This is a genomic window from [Brevibacterium] flavum (assembly GCF_019317305.1).
Taxonomy (GTDB): domain Bacteria; phylum Actinomycetota; class Actinomycetes; order Mycobacteriales; family Mycobacteriaceae; genus Corynebacterium; species Corynebacterium glutamicum.
Window position 1 is genome coordinate 2,420,548 of record NZ_CP079240.1, and the last position, 13,780, is coordinate 2,434,327.

The following is a 13,780-nucleotide window of genomic DNA, read 5'->3' on the forward strand; positions in this document are numbered from 1 at the left end:
GTGTCGTTAAAATCTCCCGTCCGCTGCATGCTGGGTGCCATCAATATGAAGGCTGACCTCCCCATCGCGGTATGGATACAGCACAGGGATTCCTTCTCTGGTGACGATGGGGCGATCGGACATGCTGCCGTGGGGGTCTTCCACGATGATCAATTCTGCATGTTCGGGCACATCAGTGAGCTCAGAATCATCGGCGATGATGACAAACCGCAGCTCTGTCGGATCTATTTGGGCTGGCAGTCTGTTATTCCACGCGCCAAAAAGAAAGAAGCAGACACAACACACTGCAAGGGTGCGCACATATCCTTTGTAGATAATCACCACCACCCACACCGCTGCCATACACGCCCAGGCAATCCCTGCCCAACCAGCACTTATTTCCAGCGTCGAATTGGGTAATTGTTGGCACCACTTGGCCACATGATGAATCCACCAGGTGAAGGGCTCAATGATTTTCAAGAGTGGGTATTCCACTGGCCAGGGAAGAAGGCTTGCCAGCACGGCAATCAACCCAAGCAACGTGATGGGTGGAACAGCTAATTCAACCAACACGTTGGCCAGCACTGCCACGAGGGATATTTGGCGAGCCATCAGAGCGATAATCGGAATGGTCACCAGATCAGCGGCAATGGACACCGCGAAAGCGCGCACCACGATGTCTGGTACTTTCCACACCGCCAGTGGTGGACCGATGGCACGGTACAGCAGTGGTTGAAGCATCACAATGCCAGCAGTTGCTGCACACGAGAGTAAGAACCCATAATGCACCGCCAGGTTGGAATCATAAAACAGTAAGAAAATCACCGAAAGACTCAACCCATGCATCGGCTCCATCCGAGAAGAGTTGATGATTGCCAGAAGCCCCACGATGCCTGTGACCGAAGCACGAAGCACACTTGGTTCAAACCCCACGAGGGAGACAAAAATAACCAAGGACAGCAATGACGTCACCACCCTGATTCGTGGCCCCGCGGTGAGAAAATACGACAACACCACCACAGAGGACACCACAATGGCTACATTGCTTCCACTAACAGCTGACAGGTGAGACAACCCCGTATCAATATAGGTTTGGGCTTCAATTGACCCCTGCAACCGCGTATCCCCCAACACCATGCCTGGAATCAGTCCACGGGAAGACTCCCCCACGGTTTCTTCCACGGCTTGGGAAAACCCGTCACGCACCTGGTTCACCCATGCGCTATAACCAGTGGCCGGTTCCAACTGATCAATGTCTTCGGTGGAAATGGTCAGATCACCCACCCCAGGGAAACTATCTGGTTTAATCCGACCGGACACTGCAATGAGAGAGGCTTTCTCAATGGTGTCGCTACCAGAGTAAAACACTGGAATCGGCGCTGGATAGCCTTCTACTCTCAAACTGATTAATTGATCACCGCTGTCCAAAAACTTGATGGTTTCTGCGGTACCCACCCAGGTTTGCGGTGCTTCAAATGCCTTCGCGCTGCTGATTCTCAACGCAGCCATCACTACGGCACCAACGCCCAGTGCAGCTATCACCACAGCTTGACCCCAGTGTTTAAACACACAAGCAGCAATGATCGCGATGCCAACAATCCCCACCGACAACACCCACGAACCACTGATAATCAACGCAGCGACAGCCATCCACATCACAGCCGCCACCGGAACCAAACGCACCTCAATCATGGGGACACCAATCCAGAGATCTGCTCAAACTTTGATGGCCCAATCCCCTTGACCTGCAGTAAATCCTCCACGGTGCTAAACCCACCGTTGCTCTCCCGAAAGTCAATGATCGCCTGCGCTGTCTTCTCCCCCACCCCAGGCAGCGTCACCAAATCAGCAACAGTGGCGGTATTTAAGGAAATCAACCCAGAAGCAGAAGTCGCAGCGGCATCAACCGAAATAGGTTGTGCCTCGCCGATAGCTAAAACATGGATCTGGGTGCCGTCGACAAGCAATTGCGCCAAGTTGAGCGCCGTCAGATCGGCGTCTGGCAAGGCACCTGCAATGGCCAGGGCATCAGCCACCCGCGAGCCCTCAGCGAGCGTGACCAGGCCGGGTTTAGCCACGTGCCCCACCACAGACACCACCACCTGCGAACTCGGCGCCGGTGTTTGATAGGTTTCCGCCAACGCCGCCATGGTGGGTGGATTCACGGGTTTCTCACGGGTGAAAAACCAACCGACAAAAGCCACAACGAGAACGATGCACACGATCAACGCATGCTTGATGGAAATCTGAAACCGAGGCATGGGATAGTTCACGCGCATGAGGTCTTCTGTACCCGTGGGCTGGGTAAGACCTTTAAGGCGCGCTGCAATATCCGGCTTCATGCAGCACAGACTAAATGCAGTGGCGCCCTTAATCTAGCAAGGCGTCAGCACGGCTGTGGATAACTATTTCGCGCCGGCTTTACCTGTGGACAACTCCGGGGCCTGGTTGGCAAACACCGCAGAAACTGATACCGCGCCGGGGCCGGAATGCACGGCAAGGGTGGGATCGATGTCCACGCTCATGAAGCTGGAGCCTTCAGGCAGTGCGTTTCGCAGCAATTTTTCCAACTGCTTTGCTGCTTCGCGGGCCTCGTTTTGGCCAATCGCAATGAATACGGGTTCACCATCTGCCCTGATCTGGGCTAATTCCACCAATTTGGCGAACGCTTTAGATTGGGTGCGGGTCTTAGCGGCGATCTCCATGCGACCACCGTTGAAACGCATGATGGGGCGGGTTGCCAAAGCCGTTGACACCATGGCGGTTGCAGTGGAAATCCGTCCCGACTTCCAGATTTCATCAATGCGGTGCAGGTAGATCCAGGTTTCTGAACGCTTCAAGGTATCCACCGCGATGTCGTAGCATTCCTGCAAAGACGCGCCATCTTTAGCCATGCGGGCAGCAGCCATCGCGGCAGCACCCACAGCCATACCGAGCGAACTGGTATCCACCACGCGCACAGAATCATCATCAAACACAGCGGCTGCTGTCACCGCTGCGGACCACGTGGACGAGAGCTCTTTAGAAATATGCAGCGCAAGCACACCGTCATCGCCACCGCGTTCAAGCTGGCGGGCGTAACTTGCTGCAAGTTCCAACGACGACAACCCGGATGTACTGCGTTCTTCACCGTTATTCATCACGTGCAAGTTAATCACCGTGATGTCGAGGTCCTCGGCCACATGCGTTGGCAAGCATGCGGAGGAATCAACAATTACCCGAACTGGCATCGCCTTTACTCCTCCACATTTTTATTGCCATCTTCTTTACTGCGTAACACCCATGTTCCAGCCGTCAAGATACCACTGGGCGTTTTCCACATTGTTGCCCTCAAAATGAGGGCTGTTGGAAACCGCCGAAGAAATCTTGAGGTCATCTTCTGGGTTCTCACTACCTGCATAATAGCGAGGTCGGGCGGTCAATTGTGCCCAACAGGTATTTCCAAGTCCAGAGAACATGGGGTACTGATCATACGCCAGGTCCAAAAGATTCGAGGTCAGCGCATTAATCGTGCCACCGTGAGCCACGATGAGCACGGTGCCTTCATCCCAATCATCAAGCGACACCATCAACTCGTCGACAACTTGGCGTGCCCGGCGCGCAACATCCACGCGCGATTCGCCGCCGGGTGGTGCCCACTGCGGATCGTGGCGCCATTGAGCGCGCGCACCTGGATATTCGGAATCCACCTCAGTGTGGGTTTTGGCCTGCCACTCACCCAAATGCGTTTCCCGAAGACGCTTATCGACGCGCACCTCCGCGTCAATCAGCGCCGCAACCGCGCTTGCGGTGTTGAAGGCGCGGGAAAGATCCGAGCTGAACACATGGGTGATGTTTTTTTGAACCAGCACTGAGGCTGCGCTGGCCGCCTGTTGAAAGCCCAGGTCAGACAGCTCTGTGTCCAATTGTCCCTGCATTCGGGACGTGGCGTTGTATTCAGTCTGCCCGTGTCGGAGCAGAATCAGGCGACGAGTCACAGGACTACCTCTTAATCGTCCTCGTAGCCAGGCTCGTATTCAGCTGGCAAAGGTGGGAGTTCATCAATGCTGTCGATGTTGCGGATATCCGCCTCATCAGACCAGGAGGATTCACGCTTGAAGGTTTCAAGTCCTTCAATTTCAATGAGTGGGCAGTCGCGGTACAGACGATCCAGTCCGTAGAACTCGCGCTCTGCCTGTCGCTGAACGTGGATAACAACCAATCCGTAGTCAAGGAGAACCCAACGGTTTTCGCGGTTGCCTTCACGGCGCTTAGGCTCGAAACCAGCCTTGGTCATCTCATCTTCGATCTCCTCAACAATGGCGCCCACCTTGGCGCTCATTGTCAGCAGATGCAACAACAAAGCAATCGGTGATTGCGATCATGTCAGAAACATCGATGACAGCGATGTCATCGGCCTTCTTTTCATCCGCTGCTTTCGCCGCGATGGTCGCGATGCGGATCGACTCTTCAAGTGCAGACACAAAATTCCTTAAAACAGCTCATGTGGTTCCTCACCCTTTTTTAGGGTCCGAACCGACGCTGCGGAGAGATTCCGCAACGTCAACCCTTCCCAGTTTTCCACGAAGCAGGGTGATTCACCTACTTTTGGCAAGAAGTTGGAACTTTTGACTAGATTTATGCTTGGTTTTGGCCCTTGGGATCCATATCCTTATCGGATCCTTCAGGACGATAGAGTTGGCGTTTGGCGATGTATTGCACCACGCCATCAGGGACAAGATACCAAACAGGGCGTTCTTTGCTAGAGCGTTCTCTGCAGTCCGTGGAGGAAATAGCCATGGCGGGGATATCCACCAATGAGACTCGATCTTGGTGCATTTCCGGAATGATGTTTCCATCCAATTCATAACCGGGTCGAGTCACTCCAACGAAGTGGGCAAGTTCGAAGGTTTTCTCCCAATCGCGCCACGTCACGATCTGTGCCAGTGCATCGGCACCGGTGATGAAGTACAGCTGGGCGTCCGGGTATTGCTTGCTCAAATCTTGCAGGGTATCGATCGTGTAAGTATCCCCTCCCCGATCAATATCAACCCGCGATACCATAAACCGTGGATTAGAGGCAGTGGCGATCACCGTCATCAGGTAACGATCTTCCGCTGGGCTGACTTTCTTGTTCGCCTTTTGCCATGGCTGTCCGGTGGGAACGTACACCACCAGATCAAGATCGAATCGATCCGCTACCTCTGAGCCCGCCACAAGGTGACCATTATGAATGGGGTCAAATGTGCCACCCATGATGCCAATGCGAGCGCGGCGTTTCACCGTTGTAGTCATGAGTGGACAGTATAGTGTTCGCACACCACCTTGCTGAGCATGCGTCCTCGCGAGTTTTTAGGCAGCTTCAATCCACGATGCGACTTCGTCAAAAATCTGCTCATCCCACGGTTGGGTGGTAACGAAGTATTGCAGGTGGACTCGACCTGGACGGATATTTCCGGTGCTCAATTGCGCAGCTGCGATAGAGGATCCCGCAGCAGAGAACTGTTCAAAAGAACGATCGCACACGATGTCTCCAGGCAGGCAGTAGCTCACCTTGAAAGGATTGTCCTCGACGGGCTCCACGGAACTAGCCAAGCCTCCCGTGGTTACTTCATGTCCAACAAGTGTTGGATCATCAACTTGTTGCGCTGGATTCGCGATGTGCAGGGTGCCGAGGTACTGATCCCTCGCAATCAACTCCTCTTCATAGCCATCAACGATGAGGACACCTTGAGAATAACCCGCCAACAGGTACTTCGGCGTGCACCCTGTCGCTGATTCAAAGCGATCAATCGCGCTGATGACATTGTCGCGACCACTAGAAATGGAAGTGCCCAATTCAATGGCGCTGCTTCCCTCCGAAGACAGCGGCAAAGAAGCAGGGTATTCGATATTATTCAGACCCATCACGTAGACGTCTTTCATCAACGACTCGCCAGCCGATTCACGGTAGTGTTTTTCCATCCGGCCAAAGAAGCTACGGAAGTTTCTTTCCTCAAATCCATTGGACGTCCATGGAGATTCCTCGCTGTATCGCGCGGGTCGGATTTGAAGGTTTTGTTCACTGCCTCGTGCGACCACAGCAACAACGGCTGGGCATTCACCAATTTGCGGTGGATCAAACACCTCTTCATACAGGTCTGGGGTGAGGTCAGGGTGAATAGATATATGGCTGTCATCCAAAGGATCAAGAAGCCGCTCGATAAAAGACTCATGGGATTCTGGAAAAAGTAAATCCCACAGCCCGCTAGATCCCGCTGAAGAACCAGAGGATCCAGAAGAGCCACTGCTTTGTGCCTGAGCTGTTGGAGTCGCAGCAACACACGCCGCGATGACCGCTATGCCAGCAAGAAACCGACGGAAGTTTGTGACAGACATGAAAGCTCCCCTGCTGACAAGTTGGTATGAAATCTTTTATTAACTAAATAAAAGACTACAACGAGTCCTCACAGGGGAGCTTGATTACTACTTCAAACTTAAGGCCTAATTTGTCCTGTGCCCTGCAGAATCCACTTGGTGGAGGTCAGCTCTGGCAGGGCCATTGGTCCACGTGCATGCAGTTTCTGGGTGGAAATGCCGATCTCCGCGCCCATGCCGTACTGCTCCCCATCGGTGTAGGCGGTGGATGCGTTTATCATCACCGCTGCTGCATCGACGCGATCTGCAAAGCGCTGAGCGGTTTCAATGTTTTGGGTGGCGATCGCTTCGGTGTGCTTGGTGCTGTACTTAGCGATGTGTGCCAGAGCTCCATCCACACCGTCAACCACAGCGACAGCGATATCGAAGGACAGGTACTCAGAATCCCAGTCGGTTTCGGTTGCTTCCACCACGTCGGTTGCACCGAATGCTTCCAATTCCGCCACCCGTCCATGAATTGTAACTCCTGCTTCCTGGAGCGCCTGGACGACTGCAAGCTTGTCTGAGTCGCTGAGGGCAGCGTCGAGAAGCGCGGTTTCAGTAGCGTTGCACACGCTGCAGCGGCGGGTCTTGCCGTTGATGACCATGGCGATTGCCTGATCAAGCTTGGCTTCGGCATCGATGTAGAAGTGGCAGTTGCCGGTGCCGGTTTCAATTGTGGGCACGGTCGCACCGGTGACCACTGCGTTGATTAGTCCTGCGCCGCCGCGTGGGATGACCACGTCAACGAGGCCGCGTGCGGTGATCAAATCTTGGACGGATCCGCGGGTTTGGCAAGGCAGCAACTGCACGGTTTCGCGTGGCAGCTCGAAACGCTCGAGGACGTCCTGCAGGATTTCCACGAGCTTGGTGTTGGAATGCACAGCTGTGGAGGAACCGCGCAGCAAAGCTACGTTTCCGGACTTGAGTGCCAGGCCGAAGGCGTCGACGGTGACGTTTGGGCGGGCTTCATAGACCATGCCCATCACGCCCAAAGGCACACGGACCTGCTTCATCTGAATGCCGTTTTCCATGACATGTCCGCGCAGTACTTCACCCACTGGGTCGGTCAGGCCAGCAACCTGGCGCAAACCGCCAGCGATGCCCTCAATGCGAGATTCATCAAGGGCAAGGCGATCAATCATGGATTCTTCCATGCCGTTTGCGCGACCCGCTTCAATATCGGAAGCGTTGGCTTCGATGATTTCTGCGCTGCGTGCAACGAGTTCATCTGCCGCCGCACGCAGGATTGCGTTCTTCGGTCCGGTGCCCAACACTGCAATATCCGGGACGATGTTCTTAGCTGCAGTTGCTTTAGCTAGAACTTCGGTCCGCTCATTGTCGCGAATTTGGTCATCAGTTAGGGTCGTTGAACTCATGGTTGCCCACTATACAGATCCTTAAGAAGCAACAGTGTCGGATCACACCATAAAAGGCCTAGTAGCCTGCCACCACATCGACCTCGGTGGCCATCTGCTCGCCTGCCTCAAACAACTCAATGTTTCGCAAGGTGAGTTCGCCGGTCAAAGCACGAATCCTCTCATTCGTGTTTGCAGTATGAGGAGTGATAACCACATTGTCCATCTCCCACAGCGGGTGGCTGTCAGGAAGTGGCTCAGGATCGGTAACGTCCAGCGCAGCACCCGCAATAGTGCCGTTATTCAATGCATCCACCAGATCATCGGTGTTGATCAGCGGGCCACGCCCCACATTGACCACCACGGCAGAAGGCTTCATCTTGCCCAAAGTTTCTGCATTGACGATCTGATAAGTGGCATCAGTCAGCGGCAGGATCAGCACAAACACATCAGCCTCAGCCCACACGTGCTCAGCCTTGTCCATGGCGAAGGTTTCATCCGCACCTTCCACCGGACGACCAGAGTTATTAACCGCAATGGTCTTCACGTTGAACGGCTTGAGCATTTCCAGCAGACGCACGCCAATGCCACCGGCGCCCAAAATAGCGACAGTTTTATTGTCATGCAGCCATGACTTGTTGTTTTCCACCTCAGGCCGCACGCTCCACGACTTAGCCAAACGAGTCGTCGCATGCATGTGCATCTGCGCCAGAATTAAACCAATGGTGGACTCAGCAACGGTGTCAGCGTACAGGCCAGCCGCGTTTGCCCAACGTGCCTTCTCATTGACGACACCACGCTTGACCAGCGCATCAATACCCGCCATGGAGGCCTGCACGAACTTGATGTTCTCCGGCAAATCCGGGAACTCCGGCGCTGAACCATTAAAGAAAATGAAGTCTGCATCTTTAATATCCTCAACCCGCTCATGTCCGCCACCCTCAATGACAGCGGTCGTGGACTCCCACAAATGCGGATACATAACAAACTTCATCGTCTTAAACTCCTTTAAAAGTGCTTTTCGACGCCACCTGCCACCAGCAGGCCCGCGCTTTACGCGCGGCTGGCGTAGTTGGACAGATAATCTGCATGCACTACCGGGCGCTGCATGCCATCTGGAAGGTCCTGCGTTTGCATGCCAACCATTGATTGCAAGGTATCAGAATCGTAGGACACCTCGCCTCGCCCGATGATTTGGCCGGCAGGTCCCAAGATCTCCACGATCTCACCCTGTTGGAAATCACCAATGATCTCAGTAATGCCCACAGCCAGCAAAGATTTACCACCGGAGGTCACTGCTTCCACCGCGCCATCATCAAGTCGGATCTTTCCTGCAGTATCTGCGGCATACAAAGCCCAGAACTTCCACGCGGAGAGGCGGTTGTCCTTGGGGTGGAATACGGTGCCCACCTGGGCGTCTTCCAGTGCTGGGCCAATGTTTGCCGCAGAGGTCAACAGCACAGGCACGCCACTTCGGGAAGCCAAACGTGCAGCAGACACCTTTGATGCCATGCCACCGGTGCCCACTTTTCCGCCGTCGCCGGCAATGACACCTTTCAAATCATTGCCGTCACGAACCTCGGAAATAAACTTCGCGGTGGGATCAGTAGGGTTCTTATCAAAAAGTCCATCCACGTCACTGAGCAGCACCAAAGCATCAGCCGACACCAGGTGCGCCACAATTGCAGCAAGTCGGTCGTTGTCACCAAAATTCACACCGGTGGTTGCCACGGTGTCATTTTCATTGACGATAGGAACCGCGCCCAAAATGCGCAGCTTGTCGATGGTACGCTGCGCATTCCTCGCACGATCACGCTTTCCTGCATCAGCTGCGGTAAGAAGCACCTGGCCGATGGGGCGACCATACCGGGCAAAAGAACGTCCCCACTGGTGCATGAGGTGAACTTGCCCCACTGCTGCTGCAGCCTGCTTGACTGCCAATTCCGTGGGCCGGGTGCTCAATCCAAGCGGGGCCATTCCCGCGGCCACTGCGCCAGAGGACACAACGATGAGGTCCGAGCCAGCTTCCATGCGTGCTTGCAAGGCATTGACAATAGTGTTGATGCGGTTGGGATCGACGGTGTGTCCATCCTCATCGTTAGTCAATGAGGACGAACCAATTTTCACCACCACTCGCTTAGCGTTGGAGATGCGTTCACGCATTCCGGATTCATGTCCGTATGCGGCGCTGTCTTTGGTGTCCGGATCCACTGCCGGGAAGCTCGCACCGATGCTTGCTTCCTGGCTGTAGGGGGTGACGGGAAGCCCTGTCACCGGCGCCATTTGGGTTGGCGTTGGGAGATTATCCCGTAATCGAACGCTTTCAGGTGTGTTCTGCGTATCATTCATAGCGTTACCATCGTATACACGTAGACCTGAAAAGTGCTTGGTTTTATCCTTCCCAGCGTTCGCGGGAAGCCTCTTGGTCCTCGCCATAATCCAACTCATCGATGAGGCCACGACGTACCTGAGATGCGCGTTTACGCTCTGCAGCAGAGATACGAGAGGTCTGTTCAAGGCGCACATCGGTGCCACGTCCGGTAAGGATTGGATCGTCGCCAGCGGTGGTCATTGGCTCCCACTCGAAGGAAATGCCTCCGATGGTGACGTTTGCACCCACATGTGCTCCTGCCTTACGAAGCCCGTCCTCAATGCCCAACTTGGACAGACGGTCAGCCAGGTAGCCAACTGCTTCGTCGTTTTCAAAATCGGTCTGCAAAATCCAGCGCTCTGGCTTTTCGCCGGTGATGATGAATCCGCCCTGAACCTCTGGGTCAGGCTTGATCTGGAACTGCCCCTTAGTGCGGTGATCAACAGCCTTAGGCTTAATGATGACAGACTCGGCCTTCTCCTTTGGACGCTTCTTTCGGGCATCCTGGACGATTTCCAGCAGCTTGTACTTCAAAGGATCCAAGCCCTTGCGTGCCACTGCGGAGATAATGAACACGGGCCATCCGAATTGCTTCTCAATATCTTCTTTGAGGAACTCAGCAAGCTCTTCAGCCTCAGGGACATCAGCCTTGTTCAACACAACAATGCGAGGGCGCTGGCTCAAGTCACCAAGTCCGGTGTCTTCATCCAAAGCCGACTGGTAGGCAGCAAGTTCTGCTTCCAAAGCCTCAATATCAGAGATCGGATCGCGGCCTGGATCCATCGTTGCGGTATCGACAACGTGAACCAGCACGGAGGTGCGCTCAATGTGGCGCAAGAAATCCAGACCCAAGCCCTTGCCCTCAGAAGCACCAGGGATCAAACCAGGCACGTCTGCCATGGTGAAAGTCTCATGACCAACGTTAACTACGCCGAGGTTTGGCTGCAGGGTGGTGAATGGGTAATCACCGATCTTTGGCTTTGCTGCAGACATCACAGAAATCAGTGATGATTTGCCGGCTGATGGGAAGCCCACCAATCCCACATCTGCCATGGATTTGAGTTCAAGAATCAAGTCGTGGGTCTCGCCTGGCTCACCGATCAGGGCGAAGCCTGGGGCCTTACGAGCCTTGGAGGCAAGCGCTGCGTTACCCAAACCGCCGTTACCGCCAGCCGCAGCAATGAACTTCATGCCCACGCTGGTCAGGTCTGCCAGAGTCTCGCCCTTTTCATTAAGCACGACAGTTCCTGGTGGAACTTCCAAGACAAGGTCCTTGCCTCGGGCACCGTTGCGATGATCGCCAGCGCCGTTAGCGCCGCGCTCGGCCTTCACGTGTGGGTGGAAGTGGAAGTCAAGCAGGGTGTGGACCTGTGCGGTGACTTCCAAGATGATGTCTCCACCGTGGCCGCCGTTGCCGCCGTCTGGTCCACCAAGTGGCTTGAATTTTTCGCGGTGCACCGAGACACAACCATTGCCGCCGTCACCTGCGGCGAGGTGTAGCACAACGCGGTCAATAAATCGGTTCATAAAACGGTGTCACTCCTGATCGGGATAAAACGGGCGCCGACGTATAAGTAGAAAAATAAAGGGGGGGATGTGTGGGCGCCAAGGTTCTTCGATCCTACCAGTGTCAACGCCTATGTGAATAACTGAAAACTAACGATCCTATCTGATTATTTTGTGCGGTGTAGGAAAAAGTGGACAATACTGATGGATAAATTTCATATCGAGGACGAAGGGACAACCCCGAACGCCGTGACAACATCAACCACAACCCGGGTGAAACATCCGGTAGACCAGGTGCCACCCGCACCCAAACTTGCAGCCCTAGGGCTCCAACACGTTCTTGCTTTCTACGCAGGAGCCGTCATTGTTCCGCTGCTGATTGCACAGTCGCTGAACTTGGACACTGCGACCACCATTCACCTGATTAACGCTGACTTGTTGACATGTGGCATCGCCACGTTGATTCAGTCTGTGGGCATTGGTCGCCACATTGGTGTGCGCCTACCGATCGTTCAAGGTGTCACCACTACTGCTGTTGCTCCCATCATCGCCATTGGTTTGGGCGTTACTGATGGTCAAGGTGGCGTTGCGTCGCTGCCTGCCATTTACGGTGCAGTCATTGTCTCCGGCATTTTCACGTTCTTTGCAGCGCCGGTGTTTGCGCGTTTCCTCAAGTTCTTCCCACCAGTTGTCACCGGTACTGTGCTGTTGGTTATGGGTGCTTCCCTGCTGTCGGTATCTGCAAATGACTTTGTGAACTACGCCGATGGGGTGCCTGCTGCCCGCGATCTTGCTTACGGTTTTGGCACCTTGGCGGTGATCATTTTGGCGCAGCGCTTCTTCCGTGGATTCATGGGCACCTTGGCTGTGTTGATCGGCCTGGTTGGTGGCACCGCAGTTGCTCTGATCTTGGGCGATGCCAACTTGGATGAGGTGGGAAATGCTGAAGCGTTCGACATCACCACTCCGTTTTATTTTGGTGTTCCAGAATTTAACGCTGTTGCCATTTTCTCCATGATTATCGTCATGATCATCACCATGGTGGAGACCACCGGTGACGTGTTTGCAACGGGGGAAATCGTCGGCAAGCGAACTCGCCGCAGTGATGTCACCCGCGCACTGCGCGCTGACGGCCTCTCCACCCTGATTGGTGGCGTCATGAACTCCTTCCCGTACACCTGCTTCGCGCAAAACGTTGGCTTGGTGCGCATTACTGGCGTGAAATCTCGCTGGGTTGCGGCAGCTGCTGCCGGCTTCATGATCATCCTCGGTGTGCTGCCCAAGGCTGGCGCGATCGTCGCTTCCATCCCTTCCCCAGTCCTCGGTGGCGCATCCTTGGCACTGTTCGCCAACGTTGCATGGGTGGGAATCCAGACCATCGCCAAGTCTGACCTCGCTGATAGCCGCAACTCCGTCATCGTGACCTCCGCACTTGGCCTAGCCATGCTGGTGTCCTTCCGCCCCGATGTTGCTCAGGCGTTCCCTGAGTGGGCGCGTATCTTCGTCTCCTCCGGCATGTCCGTCGGCGCGATCACCGCGATCCTGCTTAACCTGCTGTTCTTCCATGTCGGACGCCAATCCGGTGGACAAGTCGCTACCTCAAAATCCGGTAAGCGCATCAATTTGGATGCGGTCAACAAGATGGATCGCACCGACTTCGTAGAAACCTTCGCACCGCTGTTCAACAGCAAAACCTGGCCTTTGGAAACCGCATGGGAATCCCAGCCATTCGCCAACGTCACGGAACTGCGCGAAGCCATCCAAGTCGCTGTGCTCACCGCACCGTTGTCCGACCGCGAAGAGCTCATCCACGACTACCCCGACATGGCACAGCTCATTTTGGCCACCGAAGAGGAAGCCGCCACCATCTCTCAAGACCGTGGTTCGATCGGTCTTGATGATCTCGATGACGTGGATCAAGAAAAGCTCATCACCGTCTCCGAGCAGTACCGCGAACGCTTCAACATGCCGTATGTTGCGTACTTCGACACCATGGATTCTGTGGATACCGTCGTCGCCGCCGGCTTGCGCCGCCTCGACAACTCCGACGAGCAAGAGCACCGCCAAGCGCTATCGGAAATCATTGAGATTGCCAATGACCGCTTCGATATATTGCTTGCCGACGCTAACCCAGCCCGTTCAGCTTTCGATCGCAAGTTTACCGAGACTGACTTCCTCGGCTAAAACACCA

At 54.7% G+C, this 13,780-nt stretch carries 11 protein-coding genes and 1 pseudogene; 1 reads left to right on the forward strand and 11 read right to left on the reverse strand.

What is annotated here, in order from left to right:
• Positions 1 to 6 precede the first annotated feature (6 nt).
• The 11 genes and pseudogenes from KW808_RS11665 to obgE all read right to left on the reverse strand — a co-directional run bounded on the left by KW808_RS11665 (position 7) and on the right by obgE (position 11,610).
• Positions 7 to 1,671, reverse strand: coding sequence for a ComEC/Rec2 family competence protein (locus tag KW808_RS11665; RefSeq protein ID WP_003859335.1), 1,665 nt, complete (start codon positions 1,669 to 1,671; stop codon positions 7 to 9).
• The gene (locus KW808_RS11670; protein WP_003859333.1) at positions 1,668 to 2,321 is read right to left on the reverse strand and encodes a ComEA family DNA-binding protein; all 654 of its coding nucleotides are present in this window, start codon (positions 2,319 to 2,321) and stop codon (positions 1,668 to 1,670) included. The genes KW808_RS11665 and KW808_RS11670 overlap by 4 nt, the downstream gene beginning before the upstream one ends.
• 63 nt (positions 2,322 to 2,384) lie before the next feature.
• On the reverse strand, positions 2,385 to 3,209 hold the full coding sequence (locus KW808_RS11675; protein ID WP_003859331.1) for a DegV family protein: 825 nt from the start codon (positions 3,207 to 3,209) through the stop codon (positions 2,385 to 2,387).
• A 36-nt stretch (positions 3,210 to 3,245) separates the two neighbouring features.
• Entirely contained in the window at positions 3,246 to 3,956 is a 711-nt protein-coding gene (locus KW808_RS11680; protein ID WP_003859329.1) for a histidine phosphatase family protein, read from the reverse strand.
• An 11-nt stretch (positions 3,957 to 3,967) separates the two neighbouring features.
• Positions 3,968 to 4,442: pseudogene (gene rsfS / locus KW808_RS11685) on the reverse strand (ribosome silencing factor).
• Positions 4,443 to 4,596: 154 nt separating this feature from the next.
• On the reverse strand, positions 4,597 to 5,253 hold the full coding sequence (gene nadD, locus KW808_RS11690; RefSeq protein ID WP_034983856.1) for a nicotinate-nucleotide adenylyltransferase: 657 nt from the start codon (positions 5,251 to 5,253) through the stop codon (positions 4,597 to 4,599).
• A 57-nt stretch (positions 5,254 to 5,310) separates the two neighbouring features.
• A complete protein-coding gene (locus KW808_RS11695) occupies positions 5,311 to 6,336 on the reverse strand; it encodes an alpha/beta hydrolase family protein (protein WP_003859323.1) in 1,026 nt (341 codons plus the stop codon).
• A gap of 98 nt (positions 6,337 to 6,434) precedes the next feature.
• Positions 6,435 to 7,733: a glutamate-5-semialdehyde dehydrogenase gene (locus tag KW808_RS11700; protein ID WP_003859321.1), complete on the reverse strand. Its 1,299-nt coding sequence runs from the start codon at positions 7,731 to 7,733 to the stop codon at positions 6,435 to 6,437.
• 58 nt (positions 7,734 to 7,791) lie between these two features.
• Positions 7,792 to 8,706 (reverse strand): D-isomer specific 2-hydroxyacid dehydrogenase family protein, encoded by a 915-nt coding sequence (locus KW808_RS11705; RefSeq protein ID WP_003859319.1) that lies wholly within the window; start codon positions 8,704 to 8,706, stop codon positions 7,792 to 7,794.
• Between the two features lie 59 nt (positions 8,707 to 8,765).
• Complete coding sequence (gene proB / locus KW808_RS11710) at positions 8,766 to 9,875, reverse strand: glutamate 5-kinase (protein ID WP_011015063.1); 1,110 nt, start codon at positions 9,873 to 9,875, stop codon at positions 8,766 to 8,768.
• 229 nt (positions 9,876 to 10,104) lie between these two features.
• Positions 10,105 to 11,610, reverse strand: coding sequence for a GTPase ObgE (obgE, locus tag KW808_RS11715; RefSeq protein WP_003859313.1), 1,506 nt, complete (start codon positions 11,608 to 11,610; stop codon positions 10,105 to 10,107).
• A 183-nt stretch (positions 11,611 to 11,793) separates the two neighbouring features.
• On the opposite strand from obgE, the gene KW808_RS11720 reads away from it, so the two are divergent.
• Positions 11,794 to 13,773 (forward strand): solute carrier family 23 protein, encoded by a 1,980-nt coding sequence (locus tag KW808_RS11720; RefSeq protein ID WP_034983857.1) that lies wholly within the window; start codon positions 11,794 to 11,796, stop codon positions 13,771 to 13,773.
• Positions 13,774 to 13,780 lie beyond the last annotated feature (7 nt).

Bases quoted from the DNA above. Each gene is read 5' to 3' on its own strand.
- KW808_RS11665 (WP_003859335.1), bottom strand. From the start codon at position 1,671: ATGATTGAGGTGCGTTTGGTTCCGGTGGCGGCTGTGATGTGGATGGCT.
- KW808_RS11670 (WP_003859333.1), bottom strand. From the start codon at position 2,321: ATGAAGCCGGATATTGCAGCGCGCCTTAAAGGTCTTACCCAGCCCACG.
- KW808_RS11675 (WP_003859331.1), bottom strand. From the start codon at position 3,209: ATGCCAGTTCGGGTAATTGTTGATTCCTCCGCATGCTTGCCAACGCAT.
- nadD (WP_034983856.1), bottom strand. From the start codon at position 5,253: ATGACTACAACGGTGAAACGCCGCGCTCGCATTGGCATCATGGGTGGC.
- KW808_RS11695 (WP_003859323.1), bottom strand. From the start codon at position 6,336: ATGTCTGTCACAAACTTCCGTCGGTTTCTTGCTGGCATAGCGGTCATC.
- KW808_RS11700 (WP_003859321.1), bottom strand. From the start codon at position 7,733: ATGAGTTCAACGACCCTAACTGATGACCAAATTCGCGACAATGAGCGG.
- KW808_RS11705 (WP_003859319.1), bottom strand. From the start codon at position 8,706: ATGAAGTTTGTTATGTATCCGCATTTGTGGGAGTCCACGACCGCTGTC.
- proB (WP_011015063.1), bottom strand. From the start codon at position 9,875: ATGCGTGAACGCATCTCCAACGCTAAGCGAGTGGTGGTGAAAATTGGT.
- obgE (WP_003859313.1), bottom strand. From the start codon at position 11,610: ATGAACCGATTTATTGACCGCGTTGTGCTACACCTCGCCGCAGGTGAC.
- KW808_RS11720 (WP_034983857.1), top strand. From the start codon at position 11,794: ATGGATAAATTTCATATCGAGGACGAAGGGACAACCCCGAACGCCGTG.